The sequence below is a fragment of the Pseudorhizobium tarimense genome (assembly GCF_022968135.1).
Classification (GTDB): Bacteria; Pseudomonadota; Alphaproteobacteria; order Rhizobiales; family Rhizobiaceae; genus Neorhizobium; species Neorhizobium tarimense.
Genome location: NZ_JALJRA010000002.1, coordinates 38,853 through 53,909 on the forward strand (window position 1 = coordinate 38,853; position 15,057 = coordinate 53,909).

The 15,057-nt window shown below is 63.9% G+C and carries 16 protein-coding genes; 3 read left to right on the forward strand and 13 right to left on the reverse strand.

Annotated elements, in window-relative coordinates:
* The 3 genes from fabI to fabA are packed head-to-tail and all read right to left on the reverse strand — an operon-like array spanning position 1 to position 2,595.
* On the reverse strand, positions 1–807 hold the full coding sequence (gene fabI / locus MUU54_RS02410) for an enoyl-ACP reductase FabI (RefSeq protein ID WP_247242454.1): 807 nt from the start codon (positions 805–807) through the stop codon (positions 1–3).
* 6 nt (positions 808–813) lie between these two features.
* Positions 814–2,037 carry a beta-ketoacyl-ACP synthase I gene (gene fabB / locus MUU54_RS02415; RefSeq protein WP_247242455.1) on the reverse strand — a complete coding sequence of 408 codons (1,224 nt, stop codon included), beginning with the start codon at positions 2,035–2,037 and terminating at the stop codon, positions 814–816.
* Between the two features lie 42 nt (positions 2,038–2,079).
* Positions 2,080–2,595: a 3-hydroxyacyl-[acyl-carrier-protein] dehydratase FabA gene (gene fabA / locus MUU54_RS02420; RefSeq protein WP_239998275.1), complete on the reverse strand. Its 516-nt coding sequence runs from the start codon at positions 2,593–2,595 to the stop codon at positions 2,080–2,082.
* 288 nt (positions 2,596–2,883) lie between these two features.
* Between fabA and irrA the strand changes: the two genes are divergently transcribed.
* On the forward strand, positions 2,884–3,300 hold the full coding sequence (gene irrA / locus MUU54_RS02425) for an iron response transcriptional regulator IrrA (RefSeq protein WP_247242716.1): 417 nt from the start codon (positions 2,884–2,886) through the stop codon (positions 3,298–3,300).
* Positions 3,301–3,306: 6 nt separating this feature from the next.
* Here the strand turns inward: irrA and MUU54_RS02430 are convergent, their stop codons facing one another.
* Entirely contained in the window at positions 3,307–3,951 is a 645-nt protein-coding gene (locus MUU54_RS02430; protein WP_247242456.1) for a trimeric intracellular cation channel family protein, read from the reverse strand.
* Positions 3,952–4,068: 117 nt separating this feature from the next.
* Here MUU54_RS02430 and MUU54_RS02435 point away from each other — a divergent pair, with 117 nt between their 5' ends.
* Complete coding sequence (locus tag MUU54_RS02435) at positions 4,069–4,542, forward strand: hypothetical protein (RefSeq protein ID WP_247242457.1); 474 nt, start codon at positions 4,069–4,071, stop codon at positions 4,540–4,542.
* Between the two features lie 3 nt (positions 4,543–4,545).
* On the opposite strand, the gene MUU54_RS02440 is transcribed toward MUU54_RS02435, so the two are convergent.
* From MUU54_RS02440 to MUU54_RS02460, 5 genes are all read right to left on the reverse strand, one after another.
* Positions 4,546–5,337, reverse strand: coding sequence for a YdcF family protein (locus MUU54_RS02440; RefSeq protein WP_247242458.1), 792 nt, complete (start codon positions 5,335–5,337; stop codon positions 4,546–4,548).
* Between the two features lie 33 nt (positions 5,338–5,370).
* Positions 5,371–6,090 (reverse strand): YoaK family protein, encoded by a 720-nt coding sequence (locus MUU54_RS02445; protein WP_247242459.1) that lies wholly within the window; start codon positions 6,088–6,090, stop codon positions 5,371–5,373.
* Positions 6,091–6,207: 117 nt separating this feature from the next.
* Positions 6,208–7,419, reverse strand: coding sequence for a TIGR03862 family flavoprotein (locus MUU54_RS02450; protein WP_247242460.1), 1,212 nt, complete (start codon positions 7,417–7,419; stop codon positions 6,208–6,210).
* 59 nt (positions 7,420–7,478) lie between these two features.
* A complete protein-coding gene (locus MUU54_RS02455; protein ID WP_247242461.1) occupies positions 7,479–7,661 on the reverse strand; it encodes a hypothetical protein in 183 nt (60 codons plus the stop codon).
* A gap of 55 nt (positions 7,662–7,716) precedes the next feature.
* A complete protein-coding gene (locus tag MUU54_RS02460; RefSeq protein ID WP_281433188.1) occupies positions 7,717–9,450 on the reverse strand; it encodes a catalase in 1,734 nt (577 codons plus the stop codon).
* 254 nt (positions 9,451–9,704) lie between these two features.
* Between MUU54_RS02460 and MUU54_RS02465 the strand changes: the two genes are divergently transcribed.
* A complete protein-coding gene (locus tag MUU54_RS02465) occupies positions 9,705–10,634 on the forward strand; it encodes a glutaminase (RefSeq protein WP_247242718.1) in 930 nt (309 codons plus the stop codon).
* 68 nt (positions 10,635–10,702) lie between these two features.
* On the opposite strand, the gene MUU54_RS02470 is transcribed toward MUU54_RS02465, so the two are convergent.
* From MUU54_RS02470 to MUU54_RS02485, 4 genes are all read right to left on the reverse strand, one after another.
* The gene (locus tag MUU54_RS02470) at positions 10,703–12,220 is read right to left on the reverse strand and encodes a tripartite tricarboxylate transporter permease (protein WP_247242462.1); all 1,518 of its coding nucleotides are present in this window, start codon (positions 12,218–12,220) and stop codon (positions 10,703–10,705) included.
* Between the two features lie 24 nt (positions 12,221–12,244).
* Complete coding sequence (locus MUU54_RS02475) at positions 12,245–12,739, reverse strand: tripartite tricarboxylate transporter TctB family protein (protein WP_247242463.1); 495 nt, start codon at positions 12,737–12,739, stop codon at positions 12,245–12,247.
* A complete protein-coding gene (locus MUU54_RS02480; RefSeq protein ID WP_247242464.1) occupies positions 12,736–13,680 on the reverse strand; it encodes a Bug family tripartite tricarboxylate transporter substrate binding protein in 945 nt (314 codons plus the stop codon). Before MUU54_RS02480 ends, MUU54_RS02475 begins: the two co-directional genes overlap by 4 nt.
* A gap of 204 nt (positions 13,681–13,884) precedes the next feature.
* Entirely contained in the window at positions 13,885–14,958 is a 1,074-nt protein-coding gene (locus tag MUU54_RS02485) for an ABC transporter substrate-binding protein (RefSeq protein WP_247242465.1), read from the reverse strand.
* Positions 14,959–15,057 lie beyond the last annotated feature (99 nt).

Below are 15,057 nucleotides of genomic sequence, written 5' to 3' on the forward strand. Positions count from 1 at the left end.
TTACTCGACGTCCGCCTTGCGCAGCCGTTCGAGGGTCGGCAGCGAGGTGATGTTGTAGCCGGCGTCCACGTAGTGGATCTCGCCGGTGACGCCGCGCGACAGGTCCGACAGGAGATAGAGCGCCGAGCCGCCGATATCCTCGATCGTCGCGGTGCGGCGCAGCGGGGCGTTCTTCTGGTTCCAAGAGTACATGGCGCGGGCATCGGAGATGCCGGCACCGGCAAGCGTGCGCACGGGGCCGGCGGAGATGGCGTTCACCCTGATGTCCTGTGGGCCGTAATCGGCCGCCAGGTAGCGGACGGAGGCCTCGAGTGCCGCCTTGGCGACGCCCATGACGTTGTAGTTCGGGATAACCCGGGTCGAGCCGCCATAGGTGAGCGTCAGCATGGAGCCGCCCTCGTTCATCAGGTCGGCGGCGCGCTTGGCGACTTCGGTGAACGAGAAGCAGGAGATCACCATGGTGCGCGAGAAGTTGTCGCGCGTGGTGTTGGCGTAGAGACCCTTCAGCTCGTTTTTGTCCGAGAATCCGATGGCGTGAACGATGAAATCGAGCTTGCCCCAGCGTTCCTTGATGGCGTCGAAGGCGGCGTCCACGGTCTCGATGTTTTCGACGTCACAGGGCAGGAGGAAGTCGGAACCCAGTTCCGCCGCCAGCGGCTTGACCCGCTTGCCCAGCGCTTCGCCCTGATAGGTGAAGGCCAGTTCCGCACCGTGGGCGGCGAGGGTCTTTGCAATTCCCCAGGCGATGGAGTGATTGTTGGCGACCCCCATGATCAGGCCGCGCTTCCCCTGCATGATCCCCGTCATAAACTCTTATCCGTTCAAGCGCTGGAAGACGAGCGTGGCGTTGGTGCCGCCGAACCCGAAGGAATTGGACAGAATGGTATCGATCTTCGCGTCGTCGATGCGCTTGCGGACGATCGGAACGCCCTCAAATTCCGGATCGAGCGTCTGAATGTGGGCGCTCTCGCCGATGAACTTCTCCTGCATCATCAGCAGGCCGTAGATGGACTCCTGCACGCCGGCCGCGCCGAGCGAGTGGCCCGTCAGCGACTTCGTCGACTGGATGTGCGGGATCTTGGTTCCGAAGACCTCACGGATAGCACCGATCTCCTTGGAATCACCGACCGGCGTCGAGGTGCCGTGGGTGTTGATGTAGTCGACATCGCCTTTGACGGTCGAAAGTGCCTGGCGCATGCAGCGGATCGCACCTTCGCCGGACGGGGCAACCATGTCGTAGCCGTCCGACGTTGCACCGTAACCGACGATCTCGGCATAGATCTTGGCGCCGCGCGCCTTGGCGTGTTCCAGCTCTTCCAGAACGAGGACGCCAGCGCCGCCGGCAATCACGAAGCCGTCGCGGTCGACGTCATAAGCGCGGGAGGCGGAGGCGGGAGCATCATTGTACTTGCTCGACATGGCGCCCATGGCGTCGAAGAGGTTCGACATCGTCCAGTCCAGGTCCTCGTGGCCGCCGGCGAACATGATGTCCTGCTTGCCCCACTGGATCATCTCCGCAGCATTGCCGATGCAGTGCGCCGAGGTGGAGCAGGCGGACGAGATGGAATAGTTCACGCCGTGGATCTTGAACCAGGTGGCAAGCGTCGCTGACGCCGTCGACGACATTGCCTTCGGAACGGCGAAGGGACCGATGCGCTTCGGGCTGCCGTTCTTGATGGTGATGTCGGCGGCTTCGATCAGCGTGCGCGTCGAAGGACCACCCGAGCCCATGATGATGCCGGTGCGCTCGTTTTCGCAGTAATCCTTCTCCTCAAGGCCGGAATCGGCGATCGCCTGCTTCATGGCGACGTGGTTCCAGGCGCCGCCCTGGCTGAGGAAGCGCATTGCGCGCCTGTCGACGAGATCCGTCGGGTCGAGGTCGGGGCGGCCCCAGACCTGGCAGCGGAAGCCGTGGTCGGCAAAATCCTGCGAGAAGGAGATGCCGGACTTTGCCTGGCGGAGAGATTCGGTGACTTGGGTAGCGTCGTTTCCGATGGAGGACACGATGCCGAGACCCGTGACAACAACCCGTCTCATCTTGATGACCTTTTCTGCTTGATGCCGCGCCGGTGCCGAAGCTCAGGCGGCCTTTTCCTTCGACAGACCGACGCGCAGGTCGGATGCCTGATAGATCGTCTCGCCGTCGGCCTTGACCCAGCCGTCGGCAGTGCCGAGCACCAGGCGGCCGCGCATCACGCGCTTGAAGTCGATCCCGTATTCCAGAAGCTTGGTGTGCGGGCGCACCATGCCCTTGAATTTCACTTCGCCGGTGGACAGCGCCATGCCGCGGCCTTCTTCACCGAGCCAGCCGAGGTAGAAACCGGTCAGCTGCCACATGCCGTCAAGACCGAGGCATCCCGGCATGATCGGGTTGCCCTGGAAGTGGACGGGGAAATACCAGTCGTCGGGATGAACGTCGTATTCGGCCCTGAGGTAACCCTTGTCGAAGGCGCCGCCGGTTTCCGAGATATCGGTGATGCGGTGAACCATCAGCATCGGCGGCAGCGGCAATTGCGCATTGCCGGGACCGAATAGCTCGCCGCGTGCGCAGGCAAGGAGTTCTTCGTAGCTGAAACTCGACTGTCTTTCCGTCATTAACCTCTGGGTCCCCTCTCGTCGGCGTGTGACCTTTTATTGCACATTCTGCCGAATTTGAAGCACATCACTGTTTAGACGACAGGCCGCCCAGCTTGCGCAAGTGGCGCTGCCCTTTTTCAGTTCGCATATAGGAAGCCATCACTGCAAACCAGAGGTTGGCCGGCAAATAACATCTTTTTGCGGCAGCACAGGCGCTTTCAGAGGGCTATTGAAAGCCGTGGCTGCAAAAGTTATATCCGACAGTCAAGATAGATGTCGCAGACGGACATGGGGCGTGCAGGCGCGATGGCAGAAGCCATGATCAGCATTGAGACAAGGTTGCGAGACTGCGGCTTGCGCCCGACGCGTCAGCGTATCGCGCTGGCCGATCTTCTTTTCGCCAAGGGCGACCGCCACCTGACCGTGGAAGAGCTGCACGAGGAAGCCATCGAAGCCGACGTGCCCGTTTCGCTCGCCACAGTCTACAACACGCTGCACCAGTTCACCGAGGCGGGGCTGATCCGCGTGCTGGCGGTGGAAGGCGCGCGCACCTATTTCGATACCAACACCTCCGATCACCACCACTTCTTCGTCGAAGGCCGCAACGAGGTTCTCGACATTCCGGTCAACAACATCGCCATCGGCAATCTGCCCGAGGCACCGGACGGCATGGAGATCGCTCACGTGGACGTGGTGATACGCCTGAGGGAAAAGAAGGGCTGAAGCCCTTCAACGCTTCTTGAGAGCATCATCTGCATTGCGTCCCGGCCGTGAACGGTAACGCGGGATCGTCCAGCCGTATTGGATCGCGCCACCCCTCAGAGCCAGGGCGACGCCAAAGCCGGCTGCAGAGCTAGCATAGGACGGCAGGCCGGCTGCCTCGGCGGCGGTGAAGGCACCGGCACCGGCCAATGCAGCGGAGATGTAGATTTCCGGGCGCAGCAACACGGAAGGCTCTTCCGCCAGAAGATCGCGTAGCACGCCGCCGCAGGTGGCGGTCAACGTTCCCGTGACCATTGCGATCGTCGGTGAGCCGGAGGCTGCAAGCCCAAGCGCAGCACCCATGACGCTGTAGGCGGCAAGCCCCACCGCATCGAGCCAGATCAAAAGCCGATAACGCCATTCGATGAGATGGGCTGTGAAGAAGACGACGATGGCCGTCACGACGCAGACGACGATGTAGGCCGGCTCGCGCACCCAGAAGACCGGTACCTGGCCGAGGATCAGGTCTCGCAGTGTTCCGCCACCGACGCCCGTGATGGCGGCAAAGAACAGGAAGCCGATCAGGTCGAGCTGCTTTCGTGAGGCGGCAAGTGCTCCGGTGGCCGCGAACACCACCACGCCTGCGTAATTGAGCACGATCAGCACATTCACCTCCAAAACGGCTCAAGGACATCAGCGTCGCGCAAGTGCGCCTTGCTAGCCTCCGCCCGAATTTCGACTTCTTACGCTGGCTGCCGCAGCGAGCGAAGAGTGAAGGAGCCGTGGCCCGTGAAAAAAAGCTTCATCATCGCTACCCAGGTTCTGGCGCTGGCCTTTCTGCCGGCGGCCGCTCATGCCCAGCAGGACCTGATCAACGATCCGGAGATCTACGAGAAGGACCATTTCCGCAAGACCTGCGATATCGCACAGTTCGGCAGCGGGTTCCTGACCCGGCTCGACATCAACAATGACGGCATCGTCGATGCCGTCACCAATCATGCCGAGCTGACCTGCGACGGCACGCGCGGACCGGACTGCAACGAGGACGGCTGCCCCTACAACTTCTATCTGCGGGCTAAGGAGGGCGGCTACTTCATGATCGCCACCGCCCGCATCTACGGCTACGACTTCGTCAAGCGCTTCGGCAACATGGTGTTCGTGATGAAGATGCATCCTCGCTTCTGTGAGCGCACGGACGACAAGCCCTGCGAGATGACCGTCCGTGTCCGCGGCGGACGTTTCGTCACGATCTCCAAGAAGTAGGGATCACTCGGCAGGAAAGAGGCTATCGATCCGACCGGTGAGGTAATAGGCAAAGAGGCCGATCCATTCCCGCACGGCCGTCGATGTCAGCTGCGCATTCGAGGTCGGCTGCGTAAAGTCGAAGCCGAGGCGAAGCACGCCGCTGGTCCGGTAGTCGACGGGCCAGGGCGTCACCGGGATCTCGGCCTTACGGAACAGGCCCACCGAGCGCGGCATGTGGAACGCCGAGGTGACAAGCAGGCAGTCGGACAGATTCTCACGCGCCAACAGATCCTTTGTCTGCAGAGCATTCTCGTAGGTCGTGCGCGAGGCGTTCTCCTTCACCAGCCGTTCTGGAGGAAGGCCGAAGGCGGAAAACAGCCGCTCGGACGCGCCGGCTTCCCCTTCATAGGCGCCGCTGATCGAACCGTCGCCACCGGAGATGAGGATCCGGGCGTTCGGGTGGCGCAGTGCCAGTCGAAGCGCCTCGAGGTAGCGGTCGCCCGCCTGGTTCAGCTCGACGCCGCCCCGGCTCGTGGTGACCTCATTCTCCAGTGCCCCGCCAAGTACCAGGATGCAGGATAGATCCTGCGGCTCGGTCTCCGGCTTCGGAAATCTCTCCTCCAGCACCTGCAGGGCGACCCCACCTGCGGTGGTGTAAAGGGTGACGAAGAGCACGAGGGCGGAGACCAAGGCCGCCGCCCCACCGGAACGCCGCCAGCCGGCGAACGCGAGCACGGCTGCGAGCGCGGCAAGCAGGAAGGCGAGGGAGAGCGGTTGTGCGACCAGCCAGAACAGCTTCGAAATGAGGAACATGGCTGATCCTGTCGCAGCATTCGGCGGCGCCTGTCAACGGCGCGGCTGCCTGCTCGTAACGATCGGCTGCTGGAAGTGCAGGTGCAGGGGCCGTGGCAGGAAGACCGTGGCGATTGCGACGCCGGCCACGCAGAGCACCACCACCCAGAGAGCGTTGCTGCCGAGCCAGTGGGTGAGGAAGGCGCCCGTCACGGCGCCGGCGGCCATGCCGGTCCAAGGGATGGTCTGGATCACCCAGCCGGTGGGGTTCCGGTCGCCGACGATCCACCGGCCGATGCCGCGGCCGAAGCGCGACAGGGCGCCGGTGATATAGGTGAGGCCGATCGGCAGCCCTTCAATATGTTCGACCGTTGCGTTGATCATGCCCATGGACAGGATCACGAGGTAGAAGCGGACACGCGGATAGCCTGTTTCCGGCACCAGCGCCGCAATGGCGATGGTGACCGCGACGCCCGTCAGCACGACGAAGGTGCGGCGGCTGGACAGGGTGTGGGCAAGGATGATGCCGAGCGCATTGCCGATGACGAAGACCCAGAGCGCAAAGAACAGGATGATCGCATGTCCGTAGTCGCCCTCTGCGAAGTAAAGGGCAGCGCGCGTCGTGTTGCCGGTCATGAAGGAGACGAAGTCGCCGGACAGGAGCAGGCCGACCGCATCCGTCATGCCGGCGATGAAGGAGATCGCCGCGACGAGGATAAGCCCGGTCACGGTGCGCCTCGTGCGAACGAGGTGTCGGCGTCTGGCAAGCGTCATGCGATGCGGCCCCCGGCGCGGCACCGCGGGATCGGTGCGCGAGGGCATTCTATGCGCCGGTCGGCCGGTTTTGGAAGCCATGCCTAGGTATGACGTCTTGCCGCGCCGCAGGCGGCCTTAGCGCGCAGCCAGCCACTCCGTCACGCCTTGGGCGGCGGCGCGGCCGGTGGCAAAGCAGGCGGTCAGCAGGTAGCCCCCGGTCGGCGCCTCCCAGTCAAGCATTTCTCCGCAGGCAAAGAGGCCCGGCATGCGCTTGAGCATGAAGCGATCGTCGATCTCCCGCCACGCGATGCCGCCCGCCGAGGAGATTACCTCCTCGATCGGCCGCGGGCGAAGCAGCGGGATCGGCAGGGCCTTGATCAGACGGGCGAGTTGCTGCGGGGGAAACCGGGAAGCATCCGGGACAAGCTCCCGCAGAAGCGCCGCCTTCACGCCCTCTATGCCGGCTCCCTTGCGCAGCCGATTGGCAAAGCTTGCCTTGCCGTCCTGCCGGGTAATATCCTTGGCGAGCCGCTTCTCGCTCCGCCCCGGTGCAAGGTCGACAACGAGGGCTGCCTCCCCCTTTTTCTCCAGCGCATCCCGAAGGGCGGCGGAATGGGCATAGACGAGGCTTCCCTCGATGCCGTGGCTCGAGACGACAAATTCGCCCTGAAAGGTTCCTGCCGGAGAGGTTGTGGCGACCGACTTCAATGGGGCGCCGGCAAAGCGCTCCCGAAACAGATCGCTCCAGGCGACGTCGAAGCCGCAATTGGCTGGCCGGAACGGCGATATCTCGATGCCCTTCGCCTGAAGCCACGGAACCCACGCGGCATCGGAGCCCAGCCGTGGCCAGCTGGCGCCACCGAGCGCAAGAGCCGCGGCGTCGGGTTGAACCGACAGGCGGCCGGCGGGCGTGTCGAAGAGGAAGCTGTCTCCCTCAAACCCGATCCATCGATGGCGTGTCATCAGACGGACGCCCAGCGACTCGAGCCGGCGCAGCCACGCCCGCAGAAGAGGCGAGGCCTTCATGGCAGTGGGGAAGACGCGTCCGGAAGAGCCGACGAAGGTTTCGGTGCCGAGATCAGCGGCCCAACGGCGGACGCCGTCGGGCGCAAAGGTGTGGAGGGCAGGCCTCAAACGCTCCGACGCAATCCCGAAGCGGGTGCAGAACCGCGAAAAATCTTCCGAATGGGTGATATTGAGGCCGGATTTGCCGGCGAGCAGGAACTTGCGGCCGAAGGTCGGCATGGCCTCATAGACCGTGACACGATTACCGGCTTCGGCCAGAACCTCGGCGGCCATCAGCCCCGCCGGCCCGCCGCCAATGATCGCAATCTCGTGTCCGCTCATGCACCTTCCTTCCATCGCGCCTCCCTATCACGGCGGATGGAGCGGGGGCAGAGACTTTCTCAGCCGGCGCCGCCGACAGGGGTCAGGACCTTGCCGGTCCCCCTGCAGTCGGGGCAATCGGCGCCGTCAATCTCGCCCGTCCCGCCGCAGCGGCGGCAAAGGTTCTCGCCGGCATTCGGCGTCCCCGGTGGCACGGCATCCGTATTCTCGCGGCGTCCGCCGAGCTCGTCCTGTTCAGCCATCACCTGCTCCTTCCTGTAAAAGAAAGGAGGCCGGCAAACGCCGGCCTCCGTCGGATCATTCAGCCGCCTGGCTCTGGCTCATTCCGGCGTCCGGCAGCTTGCCCATCAGCACCTCTTCGGCCGAGGCCTTGTGGTTCTTGACCGAGCTCGTCCACTGGCCCCAGACCGAAGGATCGATCTTGTCGCCGTTTTCGCCGAGGTTCTGCAGGCGGCGCTGGTCCTCGTCGGTCAGTACCTGTTTCGGCAGCGGCCGGAGCTTCTTCACGTCAGCCGCGCTGATGCCGAGCTTCTCGCCGACGCGGCGGCCGTAGTCGTCATGAACGAGGAAGAAGTGCCAGACCATGCGCTCCTGGACGTCGCGCTCGCACTGGCCGAGCAGGTCGCCCATGTTGAAGACGAGGTCGTCGCGTTCCCAGTCCATCATCGTGCAGTAGCGGCCGCGCGCCTGGACATAATCGTTGCGCCGCTCCAGCACGCTGCGCGTCAGCCGGCCGCGGATTTCCGGCGGATTGTTAGGCTGCTCGATCGGGCTCTCGTTCAGGCCGTCGTGGATCGACGGCTCGTAATTGACATGCGGGTTCTGCCCCGGCGCCATCTCGCGGCGGTAGGACATGGTGCCGCCCGACAGGTTGGTCGCGACCTTGGCGTTCTTTGCCTGGTTGACCGGGAGCTGCAGGTAGTTGGTGCCCACACGATAGCGCTGCGTGTCGGAATAGGAGAAGGTGCGTCCAACCAGCATCTTGTCGTCGGAGAAGTCGAGGCCATCGACGAGCACGCCGGTGCCCATGGCGATCTGCTCGTTCTCGTTGAAGAAGTCCTCGACATTGCGGTTGAGCGTCATCGTGCCGATGTGGCGGAGCGGGAAGTCCTTCTCCGGCCAGATCTTCGTGTCGTCCAGCGGATCCCAGTCGAGTTCAGGATGATCGTGATCCTCCATGATCTGCACGAACATGTCCCACTGCGGGTAGTCGCCGCGCTCGATCGAGGTGAAGAGGTCCTTGGAGGCCGAGCCGAAATCCTGGCCCTGCACCTTGGCCGCTTCCTCGGCCGTCAGGCTGGCGAGCCCGGCGCGCGGATGGAAGTGATACTTCACGAGACAGGTTTCGCCCTGGGCGTTCACCATCTTGTAGGTGTTGACGCCGAAGCCTTCCATATGGCGGTAGCTTGCCGGAATGCCGCGCGGCGAGAACAGATGCGTCAGCATGTGCATCGATTCCGGAGTCTGGCTCATGAAGTCGAAGATGCGGTTCGGCTCCTGGCGGAAGGTGACTGGATCCGGCTTCAGCGAGTGGATGACGTCGGGGAACTTGATGGCGTCGCGGATGAAGAAGACCGCGAGATTGTTGCCGACGAGGTCCCAGTTGCCGTCTTCGGTATAGAACTTGACGGCGAACCCGCGCGGGTCACGCGCCGCTTCCGAGGAGTCGCGGCCGCCGATCACGGTGGAGAAGCGGATGGCGAGCGGCGTCTTCTTGCCCGCCTGCTGAAACAGCTTGGCGCGGGTGTATTTCGATGCCGGCTCGTCGCCGATCTTGCCGGTCGCCTCGAATTCGCCATAGCAGACGAAGCCGCGCGCGTGCACGACCCGCTCGGGAATACGCTCGCGATCGAAATGAGTGATCTTCTCGAGGAACTGATAGTTCTCGAGCGTTGCCGGGCCGCGTGAGCCGACGGTTCGCTGCGATTGATTATTCGCGATCGGGTGGCCCTGCCGGTTGGTGAGCACCCGCTCTTCGCTGCCGGAGGGCATGTTCTTGCCGCCCTGAGACATGTTCTTCTCGTCCATCATCTTCCCTCCTGTTTTGGAAATCGTGAGGGTGCGGCGCCCCGCGGCGCGCAGCTTCCCGTCAGTCAACCAACAGCGCGGACATCGGTTCCAGAAAAACATGGAGGGGATTGCAGAGGCGTGGTGAGCCAGGGGTGGCGGGTACGTCAAGGAGGCTTTGACAAGCCAGAAGGGCCTTCGTACTTGTTCATCTCGTTGAGGTGAAGGAAGTATCGATGGACGTTGCAGATCTCGCAAATGGCGACCGGGGTGCGCACGTGGAAGATCTGCAGGGCATCGTCGACGAGATCTACCACGCGCTGACGCCGAGGCTCGGCGAGGGCAAGGTGGCCGACTACATCCCGCAGCTTGCCCATGTCGATCCCCACAAGCTGGGCATCGCCGTGGTCGGTGTCGACGGTGGCGTCTACAAGGCCGGCGACTGCGACGAAGCCTTCTCCATCCAGAGCATCTCCAAGGTCTTCACGCTGACGCTGGCGCTCGGCAAGCACGGCGAAAACGTCTGGAAGCGCGTCGGGCGCGAGCCATCCGGCTCGGCCTTCAACTCCATCGTTCAGCTGGAGCATGAGGAAGGCAAGCCGCGCAATCCCTTCATCAATGCGGGCGCCATCGCGGTCAGCGACCTTGTGCTGGCGGGGCACACGCCGCGCGAGGCGATCGGCGAGATTGTCCGCTTCGTCCAGTATCTTGCCGACGACGAGCAGATCGCCATCGATCCCGCGGTGGCAAAATCCGAGCTCGCGACCGGCTACCGCAATTTCGCGCTTGCCAACTTCATGCGCGGCTTCGGCAAGCTCGACCATCCGGTCGATCATGTTCTGGGGGTCTATTTTCACCATTGCGCGCTGGCGATGACCTGTGCGCAGCTCGCCCGTTCAGGCCTCTTCCTGGCGGCTGCGGGGCGCAATCCGCTGACGGGTCATACGGTGGTCTCGCGGCAGCGGGCGCGGCGGATCAACGCGCTGATGCTGACCTGCGGCCACTATGACGGCTCCGGCGACTTCGCCTACCGCGTCGGCCTGCCGGGCAAGAGCGGCGTCGGCGGCGGCATTTTGGCCGTGGCACCTGGCAAGGCGTCGATGGCCGTCTGGTCGCCCGGCCTCAACCACAACGGCAATTCTCTGCTCGGGTCGCTCGCGCTGGAAATGTTGGCGCACCGGACGGGCTGGTCCGTCTTCGGACCCTGATCCGCAGGCGCAAAAAAAGGGAGGCGCAGCCGAAGCCGCGCCCCCCTTTCGTCCTGGGAGGACTAGCTCTAGTCTTCGTTCGCCGCCATCTGCGAAAGAACCTCGCCGCGACCACGGATCCGCAGGATCAGCGGAACGATGAAGGCGAGTGCCGCGACCACGAAGAGGACGGCGGCGATGGGGGAGGTGAAGAGATAGGTGACGTCGCCCTGGCTGATCGCCAGCGCGCGACGCAGCTGCTGCTCGGCGAGCGGCCCGAGGATCAGGCCGACCACCACCGGTGCGATCGGATAGCCGAAGACGCGCATGACGTAGCCGAGCAGGCCGAAGGTCAGCAGCATGCCGAGCTCGAACACCGACGGGTTGGCACCGATCGTGCCGAGCGTCGCAAACACCAGGATGCCCGAATAGAGCCAGGGCTTCGGGATGGTGAGAAGCTTTACCCAGAGCCCGATCAGCGGCAGGTTCAGGACGAGCAGCATGCCGTTGGCTATAAGAAGCGAGGCAATCAGGCCCCAGACCAGCTGCGGGTTGGTTGCGAAAAGCAGCGGGCCGGGCTGGAGGCCGTACTGCTGGAAACCGGCCAGCATGATCGCCGCGGTCGCCGTGGTCGGCAGGCCGAGCGTCAGGAGCGGAACCAGCGTTCCGGCAGCAGAGGCGTTGTTGGCAGCCTCCGGCCCGGCGACGCCTTCAATCGCGCCATTGCCGAATTCTTCCGGGTGCTTGGTCAGCCGCTTTTCCGTGGCATAAGAGAGGAAGGTGCCGATCTCGGCCCCGCCGGCCGGCATGGCGCCGATCGGAAAGCCGATCACGGTGCCGCGCAGCCAGGGCTTCCACGAGCGGGCCCAGTCCTGGGCATTCATCCATACCGAGCCCTTGACCGCTTCGACCGTCTCCGGCCCGCGCATGCCCTGTGCGGCGATGAACAACGTTTCCCCAATCGCAAACATTGCAACCGCCATCGTCGTCACCTCAATGCCGTCGAGCAGGTCGGGTACGCCGAAGGCAAGACGGGTCTGGCCGGTCAGCTGGTCGATACCGACGACGGAGAAGGCGAGGCCGACGAAGAGTGCCGTGAGGCCGCGCAGGGCGGAGTCACCGAATGCGGACGACACGGTCACGAAGGCGAGCACCATCAGCGCAAAGTATTCGCGCGGGCCGAACTTGATGGCAATCTGCACCACGTACGGCGCAAGGAAGGCGAGCAGCAGCGTCGCGATGAGCCCCGCAACGAAGGAGCCGATTGCCGAGGTCGCTAACGCGGGACCGCCGCGCCCAGCCCGGGCCATCTTGTTGCCCTCCAGCGCGGTGACGATCGACGCGCTTTCACCGGGTGTGTTGAGGAGGATCGAGGTGGTCGACCCGCCATACATGCCGCCGTAGTAGATGCCGGCAAACATGATCAGCGAACCGGTGGGATCCAGCCGGTACGTCACCGGCAGAAGCAGCGCGACCGTCAGTGCCGGGCCGATCCCTGGTAAAACGCCAACCGCCGTACCGAGCGTGACGCCGATCAGGGCGTAGAGAAGGTTCATCGGCTCCATCGCCGCGACCAGGCCCTGCAGAAGAAATTCGAACGTGCTCATGAGCGAGATATCCTGGCGGTCGTGTCAGAGGAACAGGTGTTCCAGCGGACCCGCCGGAAGAGAAAGCTGGAGCAGGCCGGCGAAGATCAGCCATATGCACAGACAGAGGATGATGCCGATCGGGATCGTCAGCCACAGCTTGCGGCGGCCGAACCCGGCAGCGACCAAGGCAAAGAGAACGCCTGTTGCGATAGAAAAGCCCGCCCGGTTGAGGAGCAGCATCTGCGCGATCAATCCGGCCACGACCCATACGATCGGTCCCAGCTCCTGCCGGTCGCGCACAGGGAATTCGCCCCGGAACGCCTCGATCGCCGTCCACACCGCAAGTCCGATCAGGCCGAAGGCGATCCATTCGGGGACCGTCGCGGGGCCGACCTGCGAATAGCCTGCGGCGCCCTTGACGCGGGCGACGTCGAAGAAGATGACCGCCGCGATCACGGCAAGAACGACGGCGATGGCAAGCGCCGCCCAATCGGGGCGGCGCTGCTTCGTTGTCGATGTCGGGTGGTTCAAGCTCATTTAACCAGCCCGATGTCCTTCAGGATCTGCTCCGTGGACGCGATGTCCTTCGCCAGCTGCTCCTGGAACTCGTCGCCTGCAAGATAGGTGTCAGCCCAGTTCTTGGTTTCGAGCGTTTCCTGCCAAGTCTCCGACTCGACGAGCTTCTTGATGTCGGCCTGAATCGCAGCTTCCTGCTCTTCCGACAGGCCGGCAGGGGCGGCGACCATGCGCCAGTTCTGCAGAACCACGTCGTAGCCGGCTTCCTTCAGCGTCGGGGCATCGACGCCTTCGAGGCGCTCATCGCTGGAAACTGCCAGCAGGCGAAGCGTACCGGCTTCTATCTGCGACTGGAATTCGCCATAGCTGGAAACGCCGGCCGTGACCTGGCTGCCGAGGATCGCGGCAAGCGCTTCGCCGCCGCCGGAATAGGCGATGTAGTTGATCTTCGTCGGATCAACGCCTGCCGCCTTGGCCAGAAGGCCGACGGCGATGTGATCGGTGCCGCCGGCGGAGCCGCCTGCCCAGGAGACCGAGCCCGGATCCTTCTTCAGCGCCTCGACCAGCTGGTCGATGTTTTCGATTTCGGAAGAAGCCGGAACGACGATCGCTTCGTATTCGCCGGTAAGGCGTGCGATCGGCGTGACGTCCTTCAGCGTGACCGGCGCCTGGTTGGTCAGGATCGCGCCGACCATGACGTAGCCGCCGACGATGAGGGCGTTCGGGTTGCCCTTCTGCTGGCTGGCGAACTGGGCAAGACCGATCGTGCCGCCGGCGCCCGGCACGTTGACGACCTGCACGTTGCCGGAGATGCCTTCCTCCTGCAGTGCAGTCTGCAGCGAACGCGCAGTCTGGTCCCAGCCACCGCCGGGAGCGGCCGGTGCCATGATGGTGTAGTCGGCAGAATAGGCAGGCAGGGCGATTGCACCCGCAAGAATGGATGCGAGAAAGAAGGGTTTCAAGGCTGTATCCTCCGTAGGCGTCACCTGGACGCGATGTTTTTGATTGTGCGATAAGGGATCACCGCCGGTGCCGATCATGGCATGGCCCGTCCTCCCATCGCATCGGTCCACCGCCTCCACGGAGACCGAATAGCCTTAAGCGATCATAGCAAGCTGACATCTACCTGACATCAGCCTGCCGTGGCCTGCTCGCGGCCTTTGCGGTCACTGCTGCCGCAGGACATCGTTCCATCGGGCGATGAGCCGCGCGCGCTTCACCTGGTCGAGGTAGACCATCAGGCCGAGGCTGACTGGCACCGGCTTCAACTGCCCGCCAAGCATTTCCCGCATGGTCGTTGCGGTATTGTTGCCGGAGACCTCCGGGCTCACCGCGGGGATCTGCAGCTCGCGCGCCATGATCGTCTGGCCTTCCTTCGACATGAAGAACTCCAGGTAGCGCCGTCCAAGATCGGGCGAGGCGGCGGCCTGCGGCACGAGCCCGATCCTAGACATGACGACCGTGTAGTCCTTCGGCAGCACGATCCCGACATCCGGATGGCGGGATGCCCAGTCGGCGGCATAGGAGCCGAGGATGTTGTAGCCGAGCACGAAGCGCCCGTCGGCAACTCGTTCCAGGATCGCCTGACTGGTGGAGTAGAGCTTGACGCCCGCCGAGCCCATGGTGCGGATCACCGACCAGATATCGCCGAACTGTTCCTGGTCGCGCGACATGAACAGGAAACCGACGCCGGAGCGCTCGATGTCATAGGTGCCGATCCGCCCATAGACGTCGTCGCCGCGCCGGTTGAGGAAATCGACGAACTCCGCCCGCGTCGAGGGCGGCGGTTCGTCTGCGAAGCTCGGCTTGTGATAGACGAAGACGGCCGGCTCGAAGGTGAGGGCATAGGCGGTGTTGCGCCAGTTCGCCCAGGAGGGCCAGCGGTCGCTCATCGGCAGATCGCTGCGCTGCGCATAGCCGTCGTTGGCGAGCTTCACCTGCAGGTCCATCGCGGACGAGAAGGCGAAATCGGCGCTCGGCTTGCCGGCATCGGTTTCACGGACGATCCGGTCGTAGATCTCCCCCGTCAGCATCTCCTCGTAGCGGACGGCAACATCGGGATTGGCGGCCTGGAAGCCGGCGATCATCGGCTTCGCCAAGGGCTCGTCCAGCGATGAATAGACCACGAGCACGGGAGCATCAGATCGCCCGGACAAAGCAGGGAAGCTCGTTGCGGAAGCCTGGGCGGCAACCGGCATCAGAAGCTCCAGCAGGACGGCAATGAAGAGCAGCAGTGGCATGCGCCGACCATGCACCAGCGCCCGGTGGGAAACAAGAAGCGGTCCAGCGCCTATAATGGTGATCAGGAGAGAACGATGGGCGCTTGTTTTCGGTGCCGG